Raw genomic sequence first — 18,614 nt, 5'->3', positions numbered from 1 at the left:
AGGCTGTTTTTATTTGGGGTCACCGGGCCGCCGCTCCGACTGCTCCTTCTGCTCTTTCTGCATCCGGAACCGCAGGTAATCGAGCTGCTCAAGCTTCTGCTCCCTCCGGTGAATGTCATCGAGAGCCGCACCCCTTCTATCATCAAGTATCCGCAGTCTCTTTTCTCTGGTAGACTCTCCTTCCAAAACAAGGCGCATATACTCCTCCACCTCATCCTTACAGAATCCAATATCATGGAGAGTCATGATCAGGCTCAGACGCTCCAGATCCTGCTTTCCGCACTGCCACGAAACAGAATCAGCGCCGCACAATCCCCATCCCTCATACTCTCGCAAAATCTCTGCTGGTATCTGATATCTTTCACTGACCTCGTCAATCGTCATTCTCTCGCCTCCGTTTTATATTTGAATACTTTTTACAGATGACTTCAATATAGCACGGTTCACGAGCACCGTCTAATGCCTGTTTTCGATTGTCAGAAATGCGGATTGGGTATATTATCTTGTGGAGCACAAATCCCTGCTCCCTTATTTCAGTCTTAGCTTACTTCAGTCTGATCTTCTTTTTCGCAGACCATTTTGAATATACCTTTGTCTGCTTTCCGTTTTTCTTCCCCTTTTTATAAGTTCGGATCTTCACGTAATAGGTTTTCTTTCTTTTCAGACCCTTGATTACCCTGGCAGTAGTTGCTGACTTTTTGATGGTGATCTTTTTGGACTTCCTGAAGTTTTTGTTCGCCGCATAGCAGATCTGATATCCTGTCACACCTTTTTTCTTCTTCCAGGTGACCTTCATTGCCTTTTTGCCTTTTGGACTTAGCCTGGTAATGGCGGTTTTAGCCGGTTTTTTGGCTGCCTTATTTTTCTTTGAAGCTTTTACCTTGACCTTTACCTTGATTTTTCTTGTTTTATCGCCAATCTGACAGGTAACCGTTACCTTCCCGGACTTTCTCGCCTTCACTCTTGTGGAGACAATCTGCGCTGGTTCGCCATATCTTAGAACAGAATCATTGAGCATCTTCTCCTCATCAAGAATCTCCAGCACCTTCGGATTCGAAGACGTCCACACAGCAGGGGTAATGGCAGGGCCATCTTTCAGAACATCCGAATACACAGTCATCAGCAGCGAAGTTACTTTCCTGGAGGTAATAGTATGTTTCTTTTTGCTGTCCAATTTCCTGATGTTGGACTTTATCCCCGTATCCAGATTACAAACCGAAAACTCTCCCGTCGCGATATTCCAGCGATTCATAATAAGGAAATGTCCCAGCTTTGATTCCACGTAATGGCACCAGGTCAGTACATTTCCATTGAGAGACGGCTCGGAGCTGCAGAAAAACGTTCTCGCTATGCTGCCGGTGCGCTGTACATTTCCTCTCGAATCTATCATCATATAGCAGGTCTTCTGATTCCCGGACACATCTTCCGTACCATAAAGAAGAAGGAACCGGTCGCCATTTATTCTGATACATTCCAGATTTCTGACCTGTGTATTGCTGTAGGAAGTGAGCCATTTGAACGTTGATCCCTGCAGATTCTTATCAATGAGGCTCACATAAATATTATTACCTCCCTGGTAAGCCGAAAATGCACTGTCGGAAGCAAAAGTATCGTGCGGAATGGATGTTCCCACAACCACATGGTTACTGCTTCCCAGCTCAAATCCATCCACAGTTACACCCGTGTGCGAATTGCCGTTGCCACCCTTAATATCAATTAGCGAAAAGCGTCGGTAATTCTGGGCATCCTTATTGTACACGGCATCCGTCCGCAGCGTATACGTCTGAAAAAGAACATCCCTCGGACTGCCGTCTCCCAGATCGACCATCATCACCTGATTACCATCGCTTCTGACAAACTGCGTCAGGCTGTGACTGACATAGTTAAATCCGGTCTCCACCGTAATAGGGCGCATTGTATTTTTGTCAATATAAAATGTGGCGTTGGCCTGATGTCCGCTCATCATCTGCCTGGACGTGTGGACGATCAGGGTATTGCCAACCAGTGTCATATCACTGTTTCCGGCCTCAAAAGCCAGGGAAGTGTAAACGTCTTTCTTACTAATGCTCGCCACTCCCATCTGCCTCCAGTCGGCGCTGTATTTTGAAATATAAAATGCAATGTCTGAGCCATTGCCGGTAGCCACATAATAGCATCCGTCCGGCCCATGGTACACCGTGCCGCCCCAGCTCTTTCCCGGAAGCGGAACACTTCTGTGGCTGAGCCTGCTTCCCGAGGCAGAAAAACGGTCCACATACAAAGAAAGCTGCGTACCGTTCCACACCGAATACATCACCGTCGTACTTCCATCGCCGTTCGGTACGGTATGACATTTAACCGCATACCCATAATCAGCAATCTTCGTTGATCCTGACTCCGTAAAAGTTCCCGCCGCATGACCAGTCGCCGTAAATGTAATGCAGACCAGAAATACAGCCAGCAACAGAAAAATCCCTCTTTTTTTCATATTGTTCTCTCCTTATCTACTTCACAGTTTTCTTTTATATTTATCTCCAACTTTTTATAAAATAATTATATCTTCTTTTGTGCTCAAAAACAAGGATTTCCTGGAGAATTATCAGAAATACAGATTAGGTATGCTCTTCACATTTTAAACAGAAAAGTAGCGCAGCAATCACAAAACTGCTGCGCTGAAAAAATATCATTTGTCAATACTATCCTCGTAACTCTCTGCCAGCCACTCCTTCACCTGCTCCTCCGGCATATCCACAATCTCAGCGATAGCTTCCGCATCATATTCCATCCGGCACAAACGCAGTGCTGTCTCTCTGGCCTTTTTTATCTGCCCCTGCTTTTCTCCTTTGATTGTTCCTATGGCAATCCCGCGTGCTTCTCCTCGGGCCTCTCCTCTGGCTTCCCCTCGAGCTTCTCCTCTAGCTTCCCCGCGGGCCTCTGCCTCTTCCTGCATCCTCTGTCTGTGAATGGTATCATCAAAAATTACTCCAATCATACTCGTCACCTCTTCCTTCTTCCTGTTCAGATACTCTGTTAAAATATTATGCGCAATGCAGTATTCCACCAGTTTTTCCGCCGCTTCTTTTGTTCTTCCATATTCTTTATGAAAACAGATTGCGGAAAACGCTGTCTTTGATTGTTCGCTTTGGTTTTTCGTTATCTTCAATCTTTATCGGTGTGGTGTTTTGGGATTTTTTTCGTTCTGGTTCATTCTCCTTCGAATGTTTATGATTCAACACCTTCACCTCATATATTATATTATCACAATTGCAATTGTATTTAAATGAAAAAACCCCTTTCATCAGACCTCTATTTTGTCTAACAAAAGGGGCACTTCAATAATGACGATCTCATATTATTCTTTGATGTATCCCATTATATAGTGCAGAAATTCCAGCGCGCTGCGGTAGGACATTTTCCGTTTTCCGGCCTGGAGGATACCCTGCCAGCTTCCGTAACGGCGGAATCGGGTCTCCCATCTGCGTCTTCTTCTATTCATTTTCTGTTAAGACACCTCCTTCTTCTGTCTTGCTTGTGTCATCTAATCTTCCAAATACAATGACCCGGTTGTTGACGCAGGATAAGAAAATGGAACCGGAAAACGCAAATTCGCCGTACACATTTTTGTTGATGTACTCCATGTCGTCCCCGCCCTGCACCATCGGATAGTCGATGTGAGTTTCATCGACCGTAAGTCATCCCACCAAATCAGGATTTATGGCCATAAGTTCATTGAGCGTAGGATTCTCCTTCTGTCCCGGCGTATTTTTCCGCCCTGTCCCGGCATTTCGTTCTTTTATTTCTTTCATCTCTGTCCTCCTGTACTCTTTAATGTATGCTCCTGTACATCTGTACATTTTCAGCTTTTGGTTATACTGTGCCATTTTAGCAACATTATTCGGATTTCCAAAGAACAGAAACAGAGCAGGAATGACAGAATAAATGACAGAAAAAATCCCACAATCAGAAATCTTTTTCCTGATCATGGGATATTCTTCACTCACACATCAGTCAGGACAGAAACTCCTCATACAATTCGCAGGTCTGCCGGTCAAATCCGCACAAAATCACTTCTATGGCATAACCCTCATGCTCTTTCATCCATTGCCACACGGTCTCCGCCGCTATGGGAACCGCTTCCTTAAGCGGATACCCGTACACTCCCGTAGAGATAGCCGGGAACGCAATGCTTCTGACGCCGTGCTCCTTCGCCAGCTCCAGAGAATTCCAGTAACAATCCGCCAGAAGCTCCGCGTCCTTCGGTTTGCCGGAATAGATCGGCCCCACCGTATGAATGACGTAGGCCGCCTTCAGATTATACCCTTTCGTGATCTTCGCCTGTCCTGTCTCGCAGCCGTGAAGCGTCCGGCACTCCTGCAGCAGTCCCGGCCCCGCCGCCCGGTGGATGGCGCCGTCCACGCCTCCTCCTCCCAGAAGGGAGCGGTTGGCCGCATTAACGATACAATCCACATCCAGCTTCGTGATGTCGCCCTGGCAGATGGACAGCTTACTGCCCTGGCTCATTTCCAGCATTACTTTCATAGAATTTTCTTTCATAACAACAACACCCCCATACGTTTTTTCATATTTTTTTAAAAAACAAAAATAAAGATTTTCTTTTCTATATTTTTATGATATTATTATTGTTGAAAATATATTTTCTGTTATGTTTTATTTCCAGAACGATACTTACCATGAAATGGAGGGATTATCATGAGTATCAACCGAGACAAATTATTAACGATAAGCTGTATCATTATGATCATCGGGCTTCTCTTTGTGGCTGCGGCCTTCTTCCCGATTCTTGACTGGAGCAGGCATCCTGTATACCTGAACCTCAGAATGTATGTGGCATTCCCGGTTCTCTACTTTATCTGCGGAATAGCCTTTGCCAACATGATTATCCGGTATTTCTCCCGGGTAAAGGAACGTTTGGCGCTGCTGTCCCGCGAGAAGCGCTCCCGCTGGCTAGCCGTCGTTCTCATTCTGCTGGTCATTCTGGAAGTCTGCGTATTCGTCCTGGAACCAGTGCGTATTTTTGTAGCAGTGCGTTTTCCGCTTCTCTATATGATACCGGGGATGGCTGTGTGCGCGCTCAGTGAGTAAATTATTTATTGAACACACGACTCCGACGTGTTATGTTCACTCCTCCATCACATCCCACAGCCGCTCATACAGCTTCCGGTATTTCTTGTAGCCTTCTTGGTAGACGTCCGCGTTTCGCTGATCCGGGAGATATATCCGCTCGTCCATGGAGACAAATCTTCCGCAGGCTTCTTCCAGGGAAGGAAGGATGCCAGCGCCTACGGCTGCCAGCAGGCAGCTTCCGAGGCAGGCCTGTTCTTTTACCCGGCTTGCCCGGACGGGTTTGCCTAAGATGTCCGCCTGGATCTGAAGCCACTGTGGGGAGGCTGCGGCTCCGCCGGAGGCGATGATTTCCGGGGCGTCGATGCCCAGTTCCTGTATGATACCGAGGCAGTCTTTCAGGCTGTAAGCCACGCCTTCCATGACCGCCCGGAGGAAATGTCCCCGTTCCTGCCCGAGGGTCATGCCGAAGAACACGCCTTTGGCGTTCGGATTCATGTGGGGCGTCCGCTCTCCGGACAGGTACGGCAGATAAATGAGCCCTTCCGCTCCCGGGCGGACTGCCGATACCAGTGCGTTGACTTCCTCATAGCTGTCCACATGCAGCACTTTGTTCTTGGCCCAGTTTAAGGACATACCGCTGCACAGGGTGGCGCCAAAGATGGTGTAACCGCCGCGGACCGCATGACAGAAAGTGTTAGTGCGCAGTTTTTTATCAAAAGACGGCTTCTCCGAAAATGCGGAAATCTGGCCGCCGGTTCCGATGTTGCAGATAATCTGACCACTTTTGATAACGCCGTTTCCAATGCTCTGGGCCGGCTGATCACCGCTGCCGTATATGACAGGAATCCCTGCCGGAAGACCTGTTTTCGCGGCGCAGGACGGACTGATGGTTCCGGCAATGTCCGCCGACTCTTTTACCTCCGGGAACAGCCGGGCAGGCAGGCCGAAACGTTCCAGAACATCCCAGGCCCAGTCCCGTTTTGCCGTGTCAAACATGGTCGTAGAAGAGGCGTCTACCACTTCCGCGCCGATCTCTCCCGTCATTTTATAGCGCAGATAATCCTTCGGACTCAGCACATGAGCCGCACGGGCAAAGGCATCCGGTTCATTTTCTTTCACCCACAGCAGTGACGGAAAGGCAAATCCGCTGCTGACGCGGTTGCAGAATGTCCGTCCCATCTCTTCTTCCGGCAGGACAGCGCTGATCTGCTCCAGCTGCCTGCCCGCCCGCTGGTCAAGCCAGATGATGGCGGGACGCACCGGATATCCGTCATCCCCTGTCAGCACAAGACCATGCATCTGACCGGAATATCCCACGGCGCAGACGGCCTCAAAGGCATCGCGGTACATTTCCCGCAGACAGCCAAGAACTTCCACAAGGGAGTCCCACCACATTTCCGGACTCTGTTCCGCCCAGCCAGGATAGGGAATATCCACACCGTAGTCTTTTGCCTTTACTCCGACCACTCCCCCGTCCACATCCAGCAACATTGCTTTTACGCTGGATGTGCCCAGATCGATTCCTAATATTGTTCTCATAACTCTCCTCCTCAGCTGTTCCTTGTATCACGCTCATGAACCAGCATCCCCGAAAATGGCTCGACACCAAACATATCCGAGAAAATGTGACATTTACATAAAAACAGATAATAAATGTTTTTGCCGCAGCAGCGCAGCGTCTCAAAATTCGCCTGTCCCTTTGCCATCATCACATCTGCGGACTCCATCCGCGCCAATGCTTCTTCCGATAATTCCGGCAGCCAGGTACCTGCCACATCATTGCCGTTATCTACCACATAGGCGATTTCTCCCAGCCCCACCTGCGCGGCGTCCATGCGGGTAACATCATTTAATGTTTCCGCTCCTCGGACTACGATAGACACAGAAATCTGTGGATACCGTTTTTTTATTTCCTCAATAAGAAGCTTATCAAGAACCACTTCCCCGCAGTTGTCCGTGAAAAATACAAAACGTTCCGCTTTACTCAAATCCTGCTGCAGACGAGAATATGTATCTTCATCCACCTTTTGCTCCTTTGCTGTCCCCAGAAGTTGATTCAGCTTTTTTTCGTCCACATTCTTCATAGCTCCAAAATCAATATAATTGCCAATCATGGACAACTGCAGCGCCATTTTCAGCGGATCCGCCGCTTCGGCAATCTGCCGCCTGAATTCCTCCTCCTTCTCCATCATGATCTGATTGAAATGTATTTTGATTCTGGTATAATTATCGGCCTCCCCGAACATTTCCCTGCGCACTTTATCAATATCCCTGACAATGACCGGTATCGCATCGGTTTTTGGCGCTTCAGCAATCAGAGCCATAACTCTCTGCATATAATCAATCTTAGCTTCTTCCGGGACATCCTCCGGATACTTTCTCAGATATTTGTCGCAGGCGCAGGTAATGCACTCCGGGCGGAGACGGTGAATCTCCTGTATTTTTTTCGTTTCTTTTGTCATATTTTTTCTCCTCGCAACATATGTTTTTGGTAGGCTGACTATACACAGAAACTTATCATAATGACAAATTCTGACACAGAAAATCATCAGCTTTTATACATTTTTTATAAATTAACTATACTATTCTTCTTATATGAATGCAACAAATATACTGATATTTTCAGTAAAACATCATAACACTGCCTGCCTTGATTTTCCTATCATAACAATATATTATATAGGAGGAAATGGGTCTGACGCGACAATATTTTGACTATAATTTTACAAAATGCCGTTCTTATAAACGGCGGAATGGAGAATTTCATGAAAAGAATTGTTGTAATTTACGAATCCAGATACGGCTCAACAAGAAGATATGCAGAATGGATCGCGGAAGCGCTGTCCTGCTCCTTTTATGAGAAAGATATTTTCAAGCCGGAAGATTTCACCAACTACGATGTGGTCATTTACGGCGGCGGCCTTTACGCCGGAGGAGTCAGCGGTATCAAGCTGCTCACCAAAAACTGGGAGCTGCTCCGCGACCGGGAGGTGATTCTTTTTACCTGCGGTCTGGCTGATCCGGAAGATCCGGACAATACCGCTCATATCAGAAAATCTTTGTCCAAAGTTCTTTCCCCGGAAATGTTTGAACACCTTCATCTGTTTCATCTTCGCGGCGGCATCGACTATGACAAACTGAGCTTTGTACATAAGTCCATGATGGCTATGCTGCGCAAGTCTCTCGCCAGAAAGGACAGGGATTCTCTTCGGGAGGAAGACCGGCAGCTGCTGGATACTTACGGCTCCTGCGTTGATTTCACCAGCAAGGAAAGTATCCAGCCAATCGTGCAGTGCGCGCTGTCGCTGTGAGAGCCGCACAGTGCTGCCTGGCAAAGATAACTATCTGCATCTTGAGTCCTGACAAATATAGTTGCCTTATCATCAGTCTTATGCTCCGAGCATTTTCATAACTATATAAAACGTACTCACCACATTTTCCCATTCGGCAACGATCATGATGGCTCCCAGAACCAGCAGTACCACGCCCGTAATCCTGTGCGCCCGCTCCGCAGAAATTCTGTTGGCAATGGAGGAGGATACGGCCGAACAGATAAATGTGACGACGGTGCAAATAATCATCGGGATAATGTATCCTGTCACGTCTCCGAAGGCAAAATGGGATACGGCACCGATAAATGCAGTGAAGGTCATCACAAAGACGCTGGTTCCCACCGCCATTTTCAGCTCATAGCCAAGAATCACATTGAGGACAAAAAGCATCATGAGGCCGCCGCCAAGGCCGACAAATCCGCAGTACAGTCCGATGTAAGCGCCCGCAAGCAGAGAAAGTATCTTACCCCTCTGCCCTTCCCGCAGGAAGCTGCGCCGGCTGTCGCTGCCGCCCGGCTGCAGTACGAATTTCGCCCCCATGAAGAGGGTCATGACCACAGAAAACAACCCCATCTCGGTGTCCGGCATATACTGGGAGAGATAGCTGCCGATGATGACCATGACCAGAACAGCCGCCAGCATGAATCTGCCGTTTTTCAAATCCACATAGCCGTGTTTTTTGTAGGTTCTCGCCGCAATGGCGGCGGCCGGCACGTCTGCCATCAGTCCGATGCCCACAGCCTCGTACCAAGGGCAGCCAAGAAATGCAATGAGCATGGGCGATAGCACAGTCGCTGCGGACATTCCCACGAAGCCGACCCCGACTCCCGACGCCAGCCCCGCCGCAATGCATACTATACACATTTTTATCATTGGTATCCGTCCTTCTTTTTATACTTATATCGTACAACCTCATTTTTCTTTCTGTATTATACCATTTCTTATTCTGTGTACAAGATATCATTTCCCGTTAAGCAATTTATTCCCCTTCTCACAGATCTTGTAAATTTCATCGTATTTTTCTTCGATGAGCGGACTGATCCTGGCGGTCTGTTTTCTCACATCTCTTTTATAGAAGAAATACGGGAAAATCCATCCCAGGAATCCGGGAATCGCCAGAATAATACACAGGAGAATCTGCGGCGGCTCCGCCGTCACTGCAAATGTGGAGCCTGCCATGAAGGCGGTTCCCACAATCCCCATGGTGATTGCCCGAATGGTCGGGAACGATGTTTTCTCCTTTTCCAGATGCTCGATTTCGGTCACATAAGCCTCGAAGTTTCTCTGGAGTCTGGTAAGTTCCGTTTTATTGATAATCCGGCGGTCTCTTTTGAGCCGGATCGTAATTTTTCCAAGCTGAGATGCGCCCCGTTTCCGGAGGCTCGTGTCCAAGTTGGTCGGCATCACATTTTCGTCCGCCTCCCAGCCGAAGTTGGCGTAGCCGTCCATGAGGAAGGAAGCCTGCCCGATATCGACGGTCACTTCTTTATACTCATAGGACATAAATTCTTTATATTTTCTCGTTTCTCTTTCCACATTCACACCTCCTGTTTTTTGACAACCTTTCAGTAACTTCCCTGTTCCGATCTGTTACCCAGGGCCATTCCTCTGAAACCTTCTGCAGAGACACTACCTGCCCCGGCCCGTTTTGTCCGCCGCAGGCAGACGCACCATAAATGTACTTCCTTTTCCTTCTTCGCTGTCCACGGTGATCTCTCCGCCCATGAGTACCAGAATCCGTTTCACCAGCGCCAGTCCCAGACCGTTTCCTTCCCCGGAGTGGGAAGTATCGCCCTGATAGAATTTATCAAAAATGTGCCGGAGACTTTCCCGGCTCATGCCGCAGCCGGTGTCCTCCACCGACACTTCCACATATTCTCCTGTCTTTGTCTGGCGGATGGTCACCTGACCGCCCGGCTCTGTAAATTTAATGGCGTTGGATATGAGATTGTTCCACACCAGCTCCAGAAGACTTCTGTCTGCCCGCACAAAGGCTCGCCCCTCCATGTCCGCCTCCAGTTCCAGCTTCTTTTCATCCCAAAGGCTCTCAAAGTTCAGGATGCATTCTTCCAGCTGTCCGCACAGGTCGTACTGCTCCATCTCCGCATCGATGGTCTGATTTTCCAGTTTATTGAGCTTTAATATATTGCTGATCAGATTGGAAAGACGGTTAGCCGCTTCCTCAATCCCTCTGGCAAATTCCATTTTTTCTTCTTCTGTTCCTTTTCCGGTCTGCAGAAGTTCGGCAAAGTTCTTGATGATGGCGATGGGTGTTTTCATTTCGTGGGAAACGTTGGACACAAAATCCGTTTTCAGCGTTTCCACGCTGCCAAGCTCCTCCACCATCTTGTTGAAATCCAGAATCATCACATCCAGATAATCCAGATTATTGGCCGTATGAGTTGTCGGCACATACACGGAGAAATCTCCCTCCGCCACCTGCTTTGTGGCTTCCGCCAGGCGGTGAAGCGGCTCCTCGTAGGTGTTTTTCATTTTCTTTCTTGTAAAAAGCGTCAATCCCACAGCGATGACCGCCCAATATATCATAGGAACAATGGTCTGAACCAGTTCGTTCCATCCCCGCTCATTCATCATCACAATCAGTCCCACATGGATTCCGGACATGAGAAACAAGACCCCAAGAAAGATTCCGAAAAGGGAGACCGGAAAGAGGCTGTCTTTTATGACTCTCTCGTTTTTGCTGCCGTTGACCGCTGACTCCGCCGGGCGTTTCCTCATCAGCGCCCTTTCCTGCCCTTCGTTCCGCCCGGCATTCTTCTCCGCCATCATTGCAGCACCGCCTTATAGCCCACGCCCCGGACTGTGACGATTTTAAATCCGTCGCAATCGGATAATTTATTGCGCAGTTTTGTCATATAGACATCCACCGCCCGGAGACTGGTGTCGCTGTCCACGTCCCAGAATTCGTCCATGAGCTGCGCCCTGGAAAATGTTTTCTTCGGATAGGAGAGCAGCTTGTAAATGATGTTGAATTCCCGGATGGTCAAACTGATCTCCTCGCCGTCCACCTCCGCACTCATAGCGTCGGCGTCCAGTTCCAGATTGCCGATGGCGATCTTTCTTTCCATTTCAATGTTAGCCCGCCGCAAAAGCGCGCGGACCCGGAGCACCAGCTCGTCCAGCTCCACCGGTTTTACCATGTAGTCGTCGATTCCCAGCCGGAATCCCTTCTGCTTGGACGGCAGATCATCCTTGGCGGACATGAAAAGAATCGGAATTCTTTTATTGACCTTCCGCACGGTCTGCGCAAATTCAAATCCATCGATCTCCGGCATCATAATATCTGAAATAATCAGATCATAAATCTGGTTATACATTTCATCATAGGCGTCCCGGGCTTCTGCCGTTGTTTTCTTCCAATGGCCGTCCGTCTTTCCGGACATTTCCTGTCATACGGCTTATTTTAATCCTTTCACAAATGGAATCAGGCAGAGGAGAACCACAATGCCCGCCAGTCCGATGACGATTCCCGGCACCATGTTGCTCCAAACCATGGTCATGCACATGCCGACGCCAAGTCCCAGCGCGCCGATAATTCCAATGAGAACAGCCCCGATGGTCTTGCCCGATACTTTAATCGGCGCTTTATTTTCCATCTTTCTCCATACCAGCACCATGACGAGAAGCACAACAGCTCCAATCACACCCATGACGACGCCCGGCCGTGACGCGTTCCACTCCGGAATCAGCGTCATGCACATGCCGAGCGCAAATAAAATGCCTCCGATTGTTCCAAGAATCATTGCTACAAAATTACTTTTTTTCATTTTTCCATTCCTTTCTTTTTTGTTGATTTTATTTCTCTGCAAATGTTTCTTCTGCCTCAACTTCTTCCGGAGCCTTCCTTCTCGCCTGTTGCTCCCGCGCCAGACGTTCCTTCGCTTCCTCCACGGACTCTCCATCCTTCGTGAGGAACTCATCCACAAATGCGTCTGAGATCTTTCCGAAGCCGCCGACCACTCCGTTTTCGATTTTTTTGTAGCCGGCCACCACATGCTCTGCGATCTTTTCATTTGCCTTTACTAATTTTGATTTTGCCAAGTTTTACTCTCCTTCCCTTCCAAGCCACCTTTTCGGACATTTCCTTATCAGTAATCTCTGTTTCGACTCTCTGCTGTTTTTGTTTTCCGTTTCTGACTGTAAGATTACGCTCCTTCTGTTTCCGGTTTGTTTGCCAAATGTTTCTGAAGTATTAATTTGCGGCATTTCTGAAGTATTAATTTGTGGTCTTAAATTGACATTTCCTCTTTTTCGTGCTAAAGTCTTATTAAACCTGTGAAGAAGAGTAAGTACCTCTGGCGGATGCTTTTCAGAGAGCCGCAGGCGGTGGAATTGCGGCATGTCAAAACCGGAGAGAATGGACTTCTGAGGGCGAGCTGAAAATGTGCTGATAATCATTATGCCGCCGGATGGCGCCGCAGATTGAGCGGACTGTATCATGGCGCATGACTGACACATTAGCAAATGAGTAGGCGGGCCGGAGATTTCACTCCGTTATCAAAACAAGCATATGTCAGTATGCATGAGTGGGTGCACGGTAAGTGCATCAAGCCGGGTGGCACCGCAGGAGTAATTATGAAATGTATCGCTCTTGTCCCTGCAATATTTTGCGAGGGACAAGGGCTTTTTTTATTTCAAAAAATATTCCGTTGGAAATTCTTTGAAACAAAAAAGCCCGCCGGGCAGGATGCGCACTCGCGCGAAGCAGAAATTTGTCGCAAAAGCGACCGCGCTCGGCGCCAGAGTTCCGCCTGCGGAACTCTGATTGTTCCTCATTAGGAAAGGAGAATATATATGAAGCTGGAAAATTATGAAGTGCATCTGCCGAATTATTCCATCGGCAGTACCATTTATGACAAAATCGGACCGGTCTGCGAGTCCTATGGAAAGAAGGTTCTTGTGATTGGCGGCGAGAAAGCGCTGGCTGCCGCCTATAATAAGATCGCCTCCTATGTGGAACAAACAAATCTTGAGATTATCGGCAAAGAGCTGTTCGGCAAGGACTGTACCTACGCCACGGTGGAAAAGTTCCGCGCTCTGCCGGTGTATCAGGAGGCCGATATGGTCTTCGGCGTGGGCGGCGGCAAAGCCCTTGACACGGTGAAATGTCTTTGCATCACCGATGATAAACCGGTGTTTGCTTTCCCGACTATCGCCTCCAACTGCTCCGCCTGCACGTCGGTCTCCATCATGTACAACGATGACGGCACATTTTTAAAGCCTCATTTCTTCGTGCGTCCGGTGATGCATTCGTTTATCGACACGGAAATCATCGCCAAAGCTCCGAGCCAGTACATGTGGGCGGGCATCGGAGACACTTACGCCAAATATTATGAGGCGACCATTTCTTCCCGGAATGAGCGCCTGGAGCACTTTACCTCCCTGGGCGTGGCTGTGAGCCGCATGTGCCGGGATCCGCTCATGGATTACGGCCCGAAGGCTTTCGCCGACCATCAGAAAGGGCTTTGTACCTACGATGTGGAGCAGGTCATCCTCGCCATCGTGGTGACCACAGGAATTGCTTCCATTTTCCTGACAAAGGACTTCACGCCGGATTACAACAGCGGTCTTGCCCACGCCATTTTCTATGCCATGACTTCCTATCCGGTCATCGAGGAACGGCACCTCCACGGAGAAGTGGTGGGCTTCGGCGTACTGCTGGCTCTCCTTGTGGACGGACAGTACGATGAATTTGAGAAGGTTTATGAGCTGAACCGGGCGGTGGGTCTGCCAGTTTCTCTGGAAGAAATTGAGATTACCGAAGAACAGTGGACGGAATGTATGAACCGGATTCCGGATATGTCCGATGTGGCACATTATCCGTATAAAGTTACTGTGGAAATGCTCAGCGATGCCATGGAGCGTCTGAAAGAAAGAGCAATGAAATAAAAAAGAAAAGGGAAGAAAACAATGAAAAATAAAAAATCAGCCGCCATTATCCTTGGCGTATCCTTCGTGTGGTTTACCACACATTTCGGGGGCGGCTTCGCCTCCGGCGCACAGATTTACAGTTATTATGTGCGCTACGGTATCTACTGTCTGCTGATGCCGGTCTTTGCCATGCTGTACAATGCGATCTTCTTCGCCTACAGCCTGCGTTTTGCCAGAAAACATGAAGTTTACGATTACCGTTCCTACAACAACGCCTTTTACGGCAGATTCGCTCCCGTTTTTTCCAACCTCTTTGAGGTTCTGTACATTTGCGTCATGTGCGTGGCTCCCGCCGTGGCCTTCGCCACCGGCGGCGCGACACTGAGCGCTCTGACGGGACTGCCGTACCTGCTTTGTACCCTTATCATCGGCGTCTTTATCTTTGTGGTTGCCATTTTCGGCACCGACCTGGTGCGCAAGGTGGCATCCGTGCTGTCCATCTGCATCATTGCCGGCCTGCTGATTGTGTACATTCCAAATATCATCGCCGGCCTGCCGCAGATTGCCGACGCCATGGACGCTATGACCGCCCAGAAGCTGCCGCTGTCCAGCGCCCTTTACTCCGCGTTTATCTACGGAACCTTCCAGCTCTCCAACATCGCGGTCTTCGTCCAGCACGCCAAATCCTTTGAGAATCCGGGCGACGCCGTAAAGAGCATGGGCGTCGGCTTCGTGGTCAACGCCCTGATGATGGTCATGGTAGTTCTCGGTCTGATGACTGTATACACCAACCCGGAAGCAGCCACCCAGGACGTGCCGACCCTTTTCATGGTACAAAACGGCGTGGGCGCTTCCTTCATGACGCCGCTCATTTCCATCCTGATCATCCTTGGCGCCGTATCAACGGCAGTCAACATGGTCGCCGCCATGGTAAAACGAATCTGCGGATCCGGAGAGAAAACAGCAGCGCCGCAGCCGCAGGGTAAAGCTGCCGCTGACAAAAACAATGCAGACAAAACCGGCCTGCGCATTTCCCGCAAAGAAATCCTCGCCGCCCTCATCTGCTGCATCGTGGACTTCGGCATCGCCCAGTTCGGGCTGCTGACGCTGATTCAGCGGGCGTACAGCATCATCGCCTATCTCGCCATTCCTGTGATCCTGATTCCGTATGTGATCCATATGATCGTGACGCGAATGGACACGAAATAGCGAACCAGAAAAAACTCTCGCGCCGAACGCGGTCGCTTTAACGACAGAATTCTATTTCGCATGAGGCGCATCCTTCTCGGAGAGCTTTTGTATTATAGAAACGTCTTAAAACAACAAGGACTGCTGCAACAGCATATGCCCTCTCAAAATATCGTGTGTACTGTGACATACGATATTTTGATTCCTGAGAATATGCTTTGCGGCAGTCCGTTTTTGTTGTCGACTTATGGTAATATTTTTCTGTTTTATTGTGATGTTTTCAGTTCATTTTATTGTACATATTTTTCAATCATACATTCATGTTTTTTACTTTCCTTATCATAGGCAATTCCAACCAAAAGCAGATTATCCATGTAATCTTCCAACGCACCGGCATATTGCTTTTCTTTTATCTGTTTAATGGCTCCCTGTACAGAATGGTTCCATTTCAGTTCAACTATCAAAGCCGGCTTACTTACATGTTTCCGTGGGATAAATACCATATCGGCATAGCCTTGTCCAGTTCAGCAGCTACGGTTTCGGCATCCATCCGAATGGTAGCCTCCAATAATTCCTCCGATGCCTGCAGCGCCGCCGAGATTCCTTCCCATCCGCTGTACTCCACCGCATTTTTAAATTCATCAGAAATCTCCTGATTAGGAATAAAAACTTCTTTGCTTTTCGAATCATAGGCCAGATATCCCAGATGGATTAACAATGTCAAAACATCATCCTTGTTTTTTATATTTGACATATCATTCTGGAAGGTTCTTGTATTAATTTTGCATTGAAGCCCTCCCAGCATGGAAATAATAGCCTCTTTTAAACCATCCAGGTTCATATCTATATAATATTTTAAAGATTCATACGTCTCTGTTTCTGTCCAATAATCGCCAAATTCTCCGTTTTTTATTGCCTGAATGATAGAATTCGGACTGTATACCGATGGTATCCTGCTGAAAGAATATCCGTCATACCATCTTTTTGCTTCGTCAAAATCCAGTTGATAGTCTTCACACAGCCTTTTTACTTCTTCTTCTGTAAATCCAACATATTCCGCCAGCTTTGCCGGCTGTATCATTGTGTACTCCTGAAAATCTGTCAGCGCCGACTGCGTACCATACTTTTTGATAGGAAGGATTCCGGTCATATAAGCTGCTTCGATCATCTTATCTGTCACGCTGCTTTTAAACATTCCACGCAGCAGCTGAAGATATTCTTTCTGCAGAACCACATTTTCTTTTGCCTCTCTGAACAAAGCATCCCATTCATCGATAATAACAATAAATTTATCTCCTGTCCTGTCACTGATATCACTTAATGCAACAGGCAAAGACTTCTGCTCCACTGTGCTGTCAGGAAAGGCATTTTGCAGCTCTTTGATGACTTCCCGCTGCATATACTTCACGGTATCTTCCACATGCTCTGCAGTAGATATAAACCATGTAATATCAAGATAAATAACATTATAGCGATTTCTGTACTTTTCGAAACTTTCTGTATCTGCTATCTTTAAATCCCTGAATAATTCAGACGAATCACAAGCTTTATCATAATAGGCACACAGCATCTGCGTGGCAAATGACTTGCCAAAACGTCTTGGTCTGCTGACACAGGTCAGCTTTTCTTTTGTTCCAAGGGTACTGTTTACAAAATCAATCAACATTGATTTGTCAACATATAATCCTTTACGGATGGATGCAAATCCCGCATTTCCCAAATTCAAATACCGACCCATCTGCAACTCTCCTTCCCTGTCCATGCAGCACCTGTTTTTACAATTCCCGAACACTACTTCCTTTTATACTATCTGCATCGAGTCCTGACGTCACTCATTCCTGACAGTATTTATCTTAATAATCATTATATCAAATTATTCTTATACTGTACAAGGCTCATCTATATACCTTGCGTATATTTCTATCTTATTGGAAGTTATTCTCCGTTGAAATATACATTCTCTATCCTTCCATTGTATTTCCCGGAAACTCCCGGTACGCCAGCTTCTCTTTCCGGTACTCCCGCGGTGTGCAGCTGTAAAACCGTTTAAACATTTTGGAGAAATGACTGGGGCTGTCAAAACCGCAGGACACCGCCGTCTCCGAAATGCTCCTGGACGGTTCTCTGAGCAGAAGCTCCGCTCCCTGCATCACTCTGTATTTGAGCGCGTACTGCATGGGCGACATCCGAAGATTACGTCTGAAACAGCGCAGGCATTCCCGCTCTCCAAGGGCCGCCGCTCCGGCAACGTCCGACAGACTGATATTCTCCTGATAATGATGATGGATAAATTCCAGCATCTCCTGCATCCGGAGATTATCCTGATTCAGCCCCGTCCTGGTTCCTGCTCGGTTTCCTGTTCCGCTTCCTGTTTTCCCGTTTCCGTCGGTTTCCGGGAACTGCCCGCAGAGAAACAGGCAGATCTTCGATACATTTTCCCGAACCGTAAATTCAAAGCCCGGAACATCACCGGCCAGCGCTTCAAACGCCCTGGCAAAGCACCCGATTTGTTCCTGTCCGGTCTCGCCATCCAGATAATATCCGTCAAACGACGGATGATTGATGAGGGGCAAAATGTATTTTACCGAGAAAGCTGATTCTTTCTCGCCCGCCACCAGCTTCGGATGGTAGACCAGCGACTGCAGTTCACATTCCGGCGCCGCTGAAATGTAATGGAGAATATTTGAGTTTATGATAAAACAGTCTCCCGCATTCAAATGATACGTTTTCGCCGGGAGCAGCAGCGTGAGCGCTCCGCTTTTTATGTATATGATTTCCATTTCCTCATGCCAGTGCCACGGAAACTCCCGCCTTGTCTGTTCACTATACCGGTCCCAGTATCCCGCACAGGGAAATTCAATGCTCCCGTGGGGTTTCAGCTCTTTCCGGCTGGGATTAATATTTATCGAACATGTATTCAGTCCCATTTTTATACTCCTTATCATATTCCACTCAATCGCGATGACACTTTTCATCATATTCCGGCCAATCACAATGTTTTTGCTGACAGATATTCCCTAATGGCCGTCAAAAAACACTCAAACACAGTAATGGTCGCTTTTGTTATAGTATATGTCCAGAATCGCCTTGTTTCAATACTTATATGGCGATATTCTTATCATAAATCTTAATTATATT

General features: G+C 47.9%; 22 protein-coding genes. 5 read left to right on the top strand and 17 right to left on the bottom strand.

Features of this window, described 5'->3' with window-relative positions:
* Positions 1–9 precede the first annotated feature (9 nt).
* The 6 genes from B5F87_RS01475 to B5F87_RS01455 all read right to left on the bottom strand — a co-directional run bounded on the left by B5F87_RS01475 (position 10) and on the right by B5F87_RS01455 (position 4,500).
* On the bottom strand, positions 10–384 hold the full coding sequence (locus tag B5F87_RS01475; RefSeq protein ID WP_087275626.1) for a MerR family transcriptional regulator: 375 nt from the start codon (positions 382–384) through the stop codon (positions 10–12).
* 160 nt (positions 385–544) lie between these two features.
* Positions 545–2,467, bottom strand: a complete 1,923-nt coding sequence (locus tag B5F87_RS01470; protein ID WP_087275623.1) for a fibronectin type III domain-containing protein — start codon at positions 2,465–2,467, stop codon at positions 545–547.
* A gap of 195 nt (positions 2,468–2,662) precedes the next feature.
* Positions 2,663–2,971, bottom strand: a complete 309-nt coding sequence (locus B5F87_RS20620) for a hypothetical protein (protein ID WP_143405174.1) — start codon at positions 2,969–2,971, stop codon at positions 2,663–2,665.
* 360 nt (positions 2,972–3,331) lie between these two features.
* Positions 3,332–3,475, bottom strand: a complete 144-nt coding sequence (locus B5F87_RS20870) for a hypothetical protein (RefSeq protein ID WP_158096913.1) — start codon at positions 3,473–3,475, stop codon at positions 3,332–3,334.
* A complete protein-coding gene (locus B5F87_RS21620) occupies positions 3,468–3,617 on the bottom strand; it encodes a hypothetical protein (RefSeq protein ID WP_343215704.1) in 150 nt (49 codons plus the stop codon). The genes B5F87_RS20870 and B5F87_RS21620 overlap by 8 nt, the downstream gene beginning before the upstream one ends.
* Positions 3,618–3,987: 370 nt before the next feature.
* Entirely contained in the window at positions 3,988–4,500 is a 513-nt protein-coding gene (locus B5F87_RS01455; RefSeq protein ID WP_204246037.1) for an O-acetyl-ADP-ribose deacetylase, read from the bottom strand.
* Positions 4,501–4,689: 189 nt separating this feature from the next.
* Here B5F87_RS01455 and B5F87_RS01450 point away from each other — a divergent pair, with 189 nt between their 5' ends.
* Positions 4,690–5,082, top strand: a complete 393-nt coding sequence (locus B5F87_RS01450) for a hypothetical protein (protein ID WP_087275617.1) — start codon at positions 4,690–4,692, stop codon at positions 5,080–5,082.
* Between the two features lie 36 nt (positions 5,083–5,118).
* On the opposite strand, the gene xylB is transcribed toward B5F87_RS01450, so the two are convergent.
* Positions 5,119–6,603: a xylulokinase gene (gene xylB / locus B5F87_RS01445; RefSeq protein WP_087275614.1), complete on the bottom strand. Its 1,485-nt coding sequence runs from the start codon at positions 6,601–6,603 to the stop codon at positions 5,119–5,121.
* 11 nt (positions 6,604–6,614) lie between these two features.
* Positions 6,615–7,526, bottom strand: coding sequence for an ARMT1-like domain-containing protein (locus B5F87_RS01440; protein ID WP_158096912.1), 912 nt, complete (start codon positions 7,524–7,526; stop codon positions 6,615–6,617).
* Positions 7,527–7,829: 303 nt separating this feature from the next.
* On the opposite strand from B5F87_RS01440, the gene B5F87_RS01435 reads away from it, so the two are divergent.
* Complete coding sequence (locus B5F87_RS01435) at positions 7,830–8,375, top strand: flavodoxin domain-containing protein (protein ID WP_087276158.1); 546 nt, start codon at positions 7,830–7,832, stop codon at positions 8,373–8,375.
* A gap of 78 nt (positions 8,376–8,453) precedes the next feature.
* On the opposite strand, the gene B5F87_RS01430 is transcribed toward B5F87_RS01435, so the two are convergent.
* The 6 genes from B5F87_RS01430 to B5F87_RS01405 all read right to left on the bottom strand — a co-directional run bounded on the left by B5F87_RS01430 (position 8,454) and on the right by B5F87_RS01405 (position 12,458).
* Positions 8,454–9,269 (bottom strand): sulfite exporter TauE/SafE family protein, encoded by an 816-nt coding sequence (locus B5F87_RS01430; RefSeq protein ID WP_087275608.1) that lies wholly within the window; start codon positions 9,267–9,269, stop codon positions 8,454–8,456.
* 87 nt (positions 9,270–9,356) lie between these two features.
* Complete coding sequence (locus B5F87_RS01425; RefSeq protein WP_087275605.1) at positions 9,357–9,932, bottom strand: hypothetical protein; 576 nt, start codon at positions 9,930–9,932, stop codon at positions 9,357–9,359.
* Positions 9,933–10,025: 93 nt separating this feature from the next.
* Positions 10,026–11,186, bottom strand: coding sequence for a HAMP domain-containing sensor histidine kinase (locus tag B5F87_RS01420; RefSeq protein WP_343215703.1), 1,161 nt, complete (start codon positions 11,184–11,186; stop codon positions 10,026–10,028).
* Positions 11,183–11,800 (bottom strand): response regulator transcription factor, encoded by a 618-nt coding sequence (locus B5F87_RS01415; RefSeq protein ID WP_087275602.1) that lies wholly within the window; start codon positions 11,798–11,800, stop codon positions 11,183–11,185. The genes B5F87_RS01420 and B5F87_RS01415 overlap by 4 nt, the downstream gene beginning before the upstream one ends.
* A 15-nt stretch (positions 11,801–11,815) precedes the next feature.
* Complete coding sequence (locus B5F87_RS01410; protein ID WP_087276151.1) at positions 11,816–12,184, bottom strand: hypothetical protein; 369 nt, start codon at positions 12,182–12,184, stop codon at positions 11,816–11,818.
* 28 nt (positions 12,185–12,212) lie between these two features.
* Complete coding sequence (locus B5F87_RS01405; protein ID WP_087275599.1) at positions 12,213–12,458, bottom strand: hypothetical protein; 246 nt, start codon at positions 12,456–12,458, stop codon at positions 12,213–12,215.
* A gap of 534 nt (positions 12,459–12,992) precedes the next feature.
* Between B5F87_RS01405 and B5F87_RS20615 the strand changes: the two genes are divergently transcribed.
* Genes B5F87_RS20615 through B5F87_RS01395 form a run of 3 tightly spaced genes read left to right on the top strand, consistent with a single transcriptional unit; the run spans position 12,993 to position 15,497 of the window.
* On the top strand, positions 12,993–13,196 hold the full coding sequence (locus tag B5F87_RS20615) for a hypothetical protein (protein ID WP_143405172.1): 204 nt from the start codon (positions 12,993–12,995) through the stop codon (positions 13,194–13,196).
* Between the two features lie 15 nt (positions 13,197–13,211).
* On the top strand, positions 13,212–14,306 hold the full coding sequence (locus B5F87_RS01400) for an iron-containing alcohol dehydrogenase family protein (protein WP_087275595.1): 1,095 nt from the start codon (positions 13,212–13,214) through the stop codon (positions 14,304–14,306).
* Positions 14,307–14,327: 21 nt separating this feature from the next.
* Entirely contained in the window at positions 14,328–15,497 is a 1,170-nt protein-coding gene (locus tag B5F87_RS01395) for a hypothetical protein (RefSeq protein ID WP_087275592.1), read from the top strand.
* A gap of 269 nt (positions 15,498–15,766) precedes the next feature.
* On the opposite strand, the gene B5F87_RS21615 is transcribed toward B5F87_RS01395, so the two are convergent.
* The 3 genes from B5F87_RS21615 to B5F87_RS01385 form a co-directional block, all read right to left on the bottom strand.
* Positions 15,767–15,940, bottom strand: a complete 174-nt coding sequence (locus tag B5F87_RS21615; RefSeq protein WP_343215702.1) for a hypothetical protein — start codon at positions 15,938–15,940, stop codon at positions 15,767–15,769.
* 11 nt (positions 15,941–15,951) lie between these two features.
* The gene (locus B5F87_RS01390) at positions 15,952–17,214 is read right to left on the bottom strand and encodes an AAA family ATPase (protein WP_343215701.1); all 1,263 of its coding nucleotides are present in this window, start codon (positions 17,212–17,214) and stop codon (positions 15,952–15,954) included.
* 223 nt (positions 17,215–17,437) lie between these two features.
* A complete protein-coding gene (locus tag B5F87_RS01385) occupies positions 17,438–18,403 on the bottom strand; it encodes an AraC family transcriptional regulator (RefSeq protein WP_087275589.1) in 966 nt (321 codons plus the stop codon).
* Positions 18,404–18,614 lie beyond the last annotated feature (211 nt).

The sequence above is a fragment of the Eubacterium sp. An3 genome (genome assembly GCF_002159465.1).
GTDB lineage: Bacteria > Bacillota > Clostridia > Lachnospirales > Lachnospiraceae > Anaerobutyricum > Anaerobutyricum stercoris.
The sequence above is the reverse complement of the archived record's forward strand: the minus strand, read 5'-3'. Positions and strand labels throughout refer to the sequence as shown.

What these genes read in the sequence shown, in the direction of transcription:
- B5F87_RS21620 (WP_343215704.1), bottom strand. Translation starts at nt 3,617, where the DNA reads ATGGAGTACATCAACAAAAATGTGTACGGCGAATTTGCGTTTTCCGGT.
- B5F87_RS20615 (WP_143405172.1), top strand. Translation starts at nt 12,993, where the DNA reads ATGAAATGTATCGCTCTTGTCCCTGCAATATTTTGCGAGGGACAAGGG.
- B5F87_RS01395 (WP_087275592.1), top strand. Translation starts at nt 14,328, where the DNA reads ATGAAAAATAAAAAATCAGCCGCCATTATCCTTGGCGTATCCTTCGTG.
- B5F87_RS01455 (WP_204246037.1), bottom strand. Translation starts at nt 4,500, where the DNA reads ATGAGCCAGGGCAGTAAGCTGTCCATCTGCCAGGGCGACATCACGAAG.
- B5F87_RS20870 (WP_158096913.1), bottom strand. Translation starts at nt 3,475, where the DNA reads ATGAATAGAAGAAGACGCAGATGGGAGACCCGATTCCGCCGTTACGGA.
- B5F87_RS01420 (WP_343215703.1), bottom strand. Translation starts at nt 11,186, where the DNA reads ATGATGGCGGAGAAGAATGCCGGGCGGAACGAAGGGCAGGAAAGGGCG.
- B5F87_RS01415 (WP_087275602.1), bottom strand. Translation starts at nt 11,800, where the DNA reads ATGTCCGGAAAGACGGACGGCCATTGGAAGAAAACAACGGCAGAAGCC.
- B5F87_RS01430 (WP_087275608.1), bottom strand. Translation starts at nt 9,269, where the DNA reads ATGATAAAAATGTGTATAGTATGCATTGCGGCGGGGCTGGCGTCGGGA.
- B5F87_RS01440 (WP_158096912.1), bottom strand. Translation starts at nt 7,526, where the DNA reads ATGACAAAAGAAACGAAAAAAATACAGGAGATTCACCGTCTCCGCCCG.
- B5F87_RS01385 (WP_087275589.1), bottom strand. Translation starts at nt 18,403, where the DNA reads ATGGGACTGAATACATGTTCGATAAATATTAATCCCAGCCGGAAAGAG.
- B5F87_RS01450 (WP_087275617.1), top strand. Translation starts at nt 4,690, where the DNA reads ATGAGTATCAACCGAGACAAATTATTAACGATAAGCTGTATCATTATG.
- B5F87_RS01470 (WP_087275623.1), bottom strand. Translation starts at nt 2,467, where the DNA reads ATGAAAAAAAGAGGGATTTTTCTGTTGCTGGCTGTATTTCTGGTCTGC.
- B5F87_RS20620 (WP_143405174.1), bottom strand. Translation starts at nt 2,971, where the DNA reads ATGATTGGAGTAATTTTTGATGATACCATTCACAGACAGAGGATGCAG.
- B5F87_RS01475 (WP_087275626.1), bottom strand. Translation starts at nt 384, where the DNA reads ATGACGATTGACGAGGTCAGTGAAAGATATCAGATACCAGCAGAGATT.
- B5F87_RS01410 (WP_087276151.1), bottom strand. Translation starts at nt 12,184, where the DNA reads ATGAAAAAAAGTAATTTTGTAGCAATGATTCTTGGAACAATCGGAGGC.
- B5F87_RS01390 (WP_343215701.1), bottom strand. Translation starts at nt 17,214, where the DNA reads ATGGGTCGGTATTTGAATTTGGGAAATGCGGGATTTGCATCCATCCGT.
- B5F87_RS01400 (WP_087275595.1), top strand. Translation starts at nt 13,212, where the DNA reads ATGAAGCTGGAAAATTATGAAGTGCATCTGCCGAATTATTCCATCGGC.
- B5F87_RS01435 (WP_087276158.1), top strand. Translation starts at nt 7,830, where the DNA reads ATGAAAAGAATTGTTGTAATTTACGAATCCAGATACGGCTCAACAAGA.
- xylB (WP_087275614.1), bottom strand. Translation starts at nt 6,603, where the DNA reads ATGAGAACAATATTAGGAATCGATCTGGGCACATCCAGCGTAAAAGCA.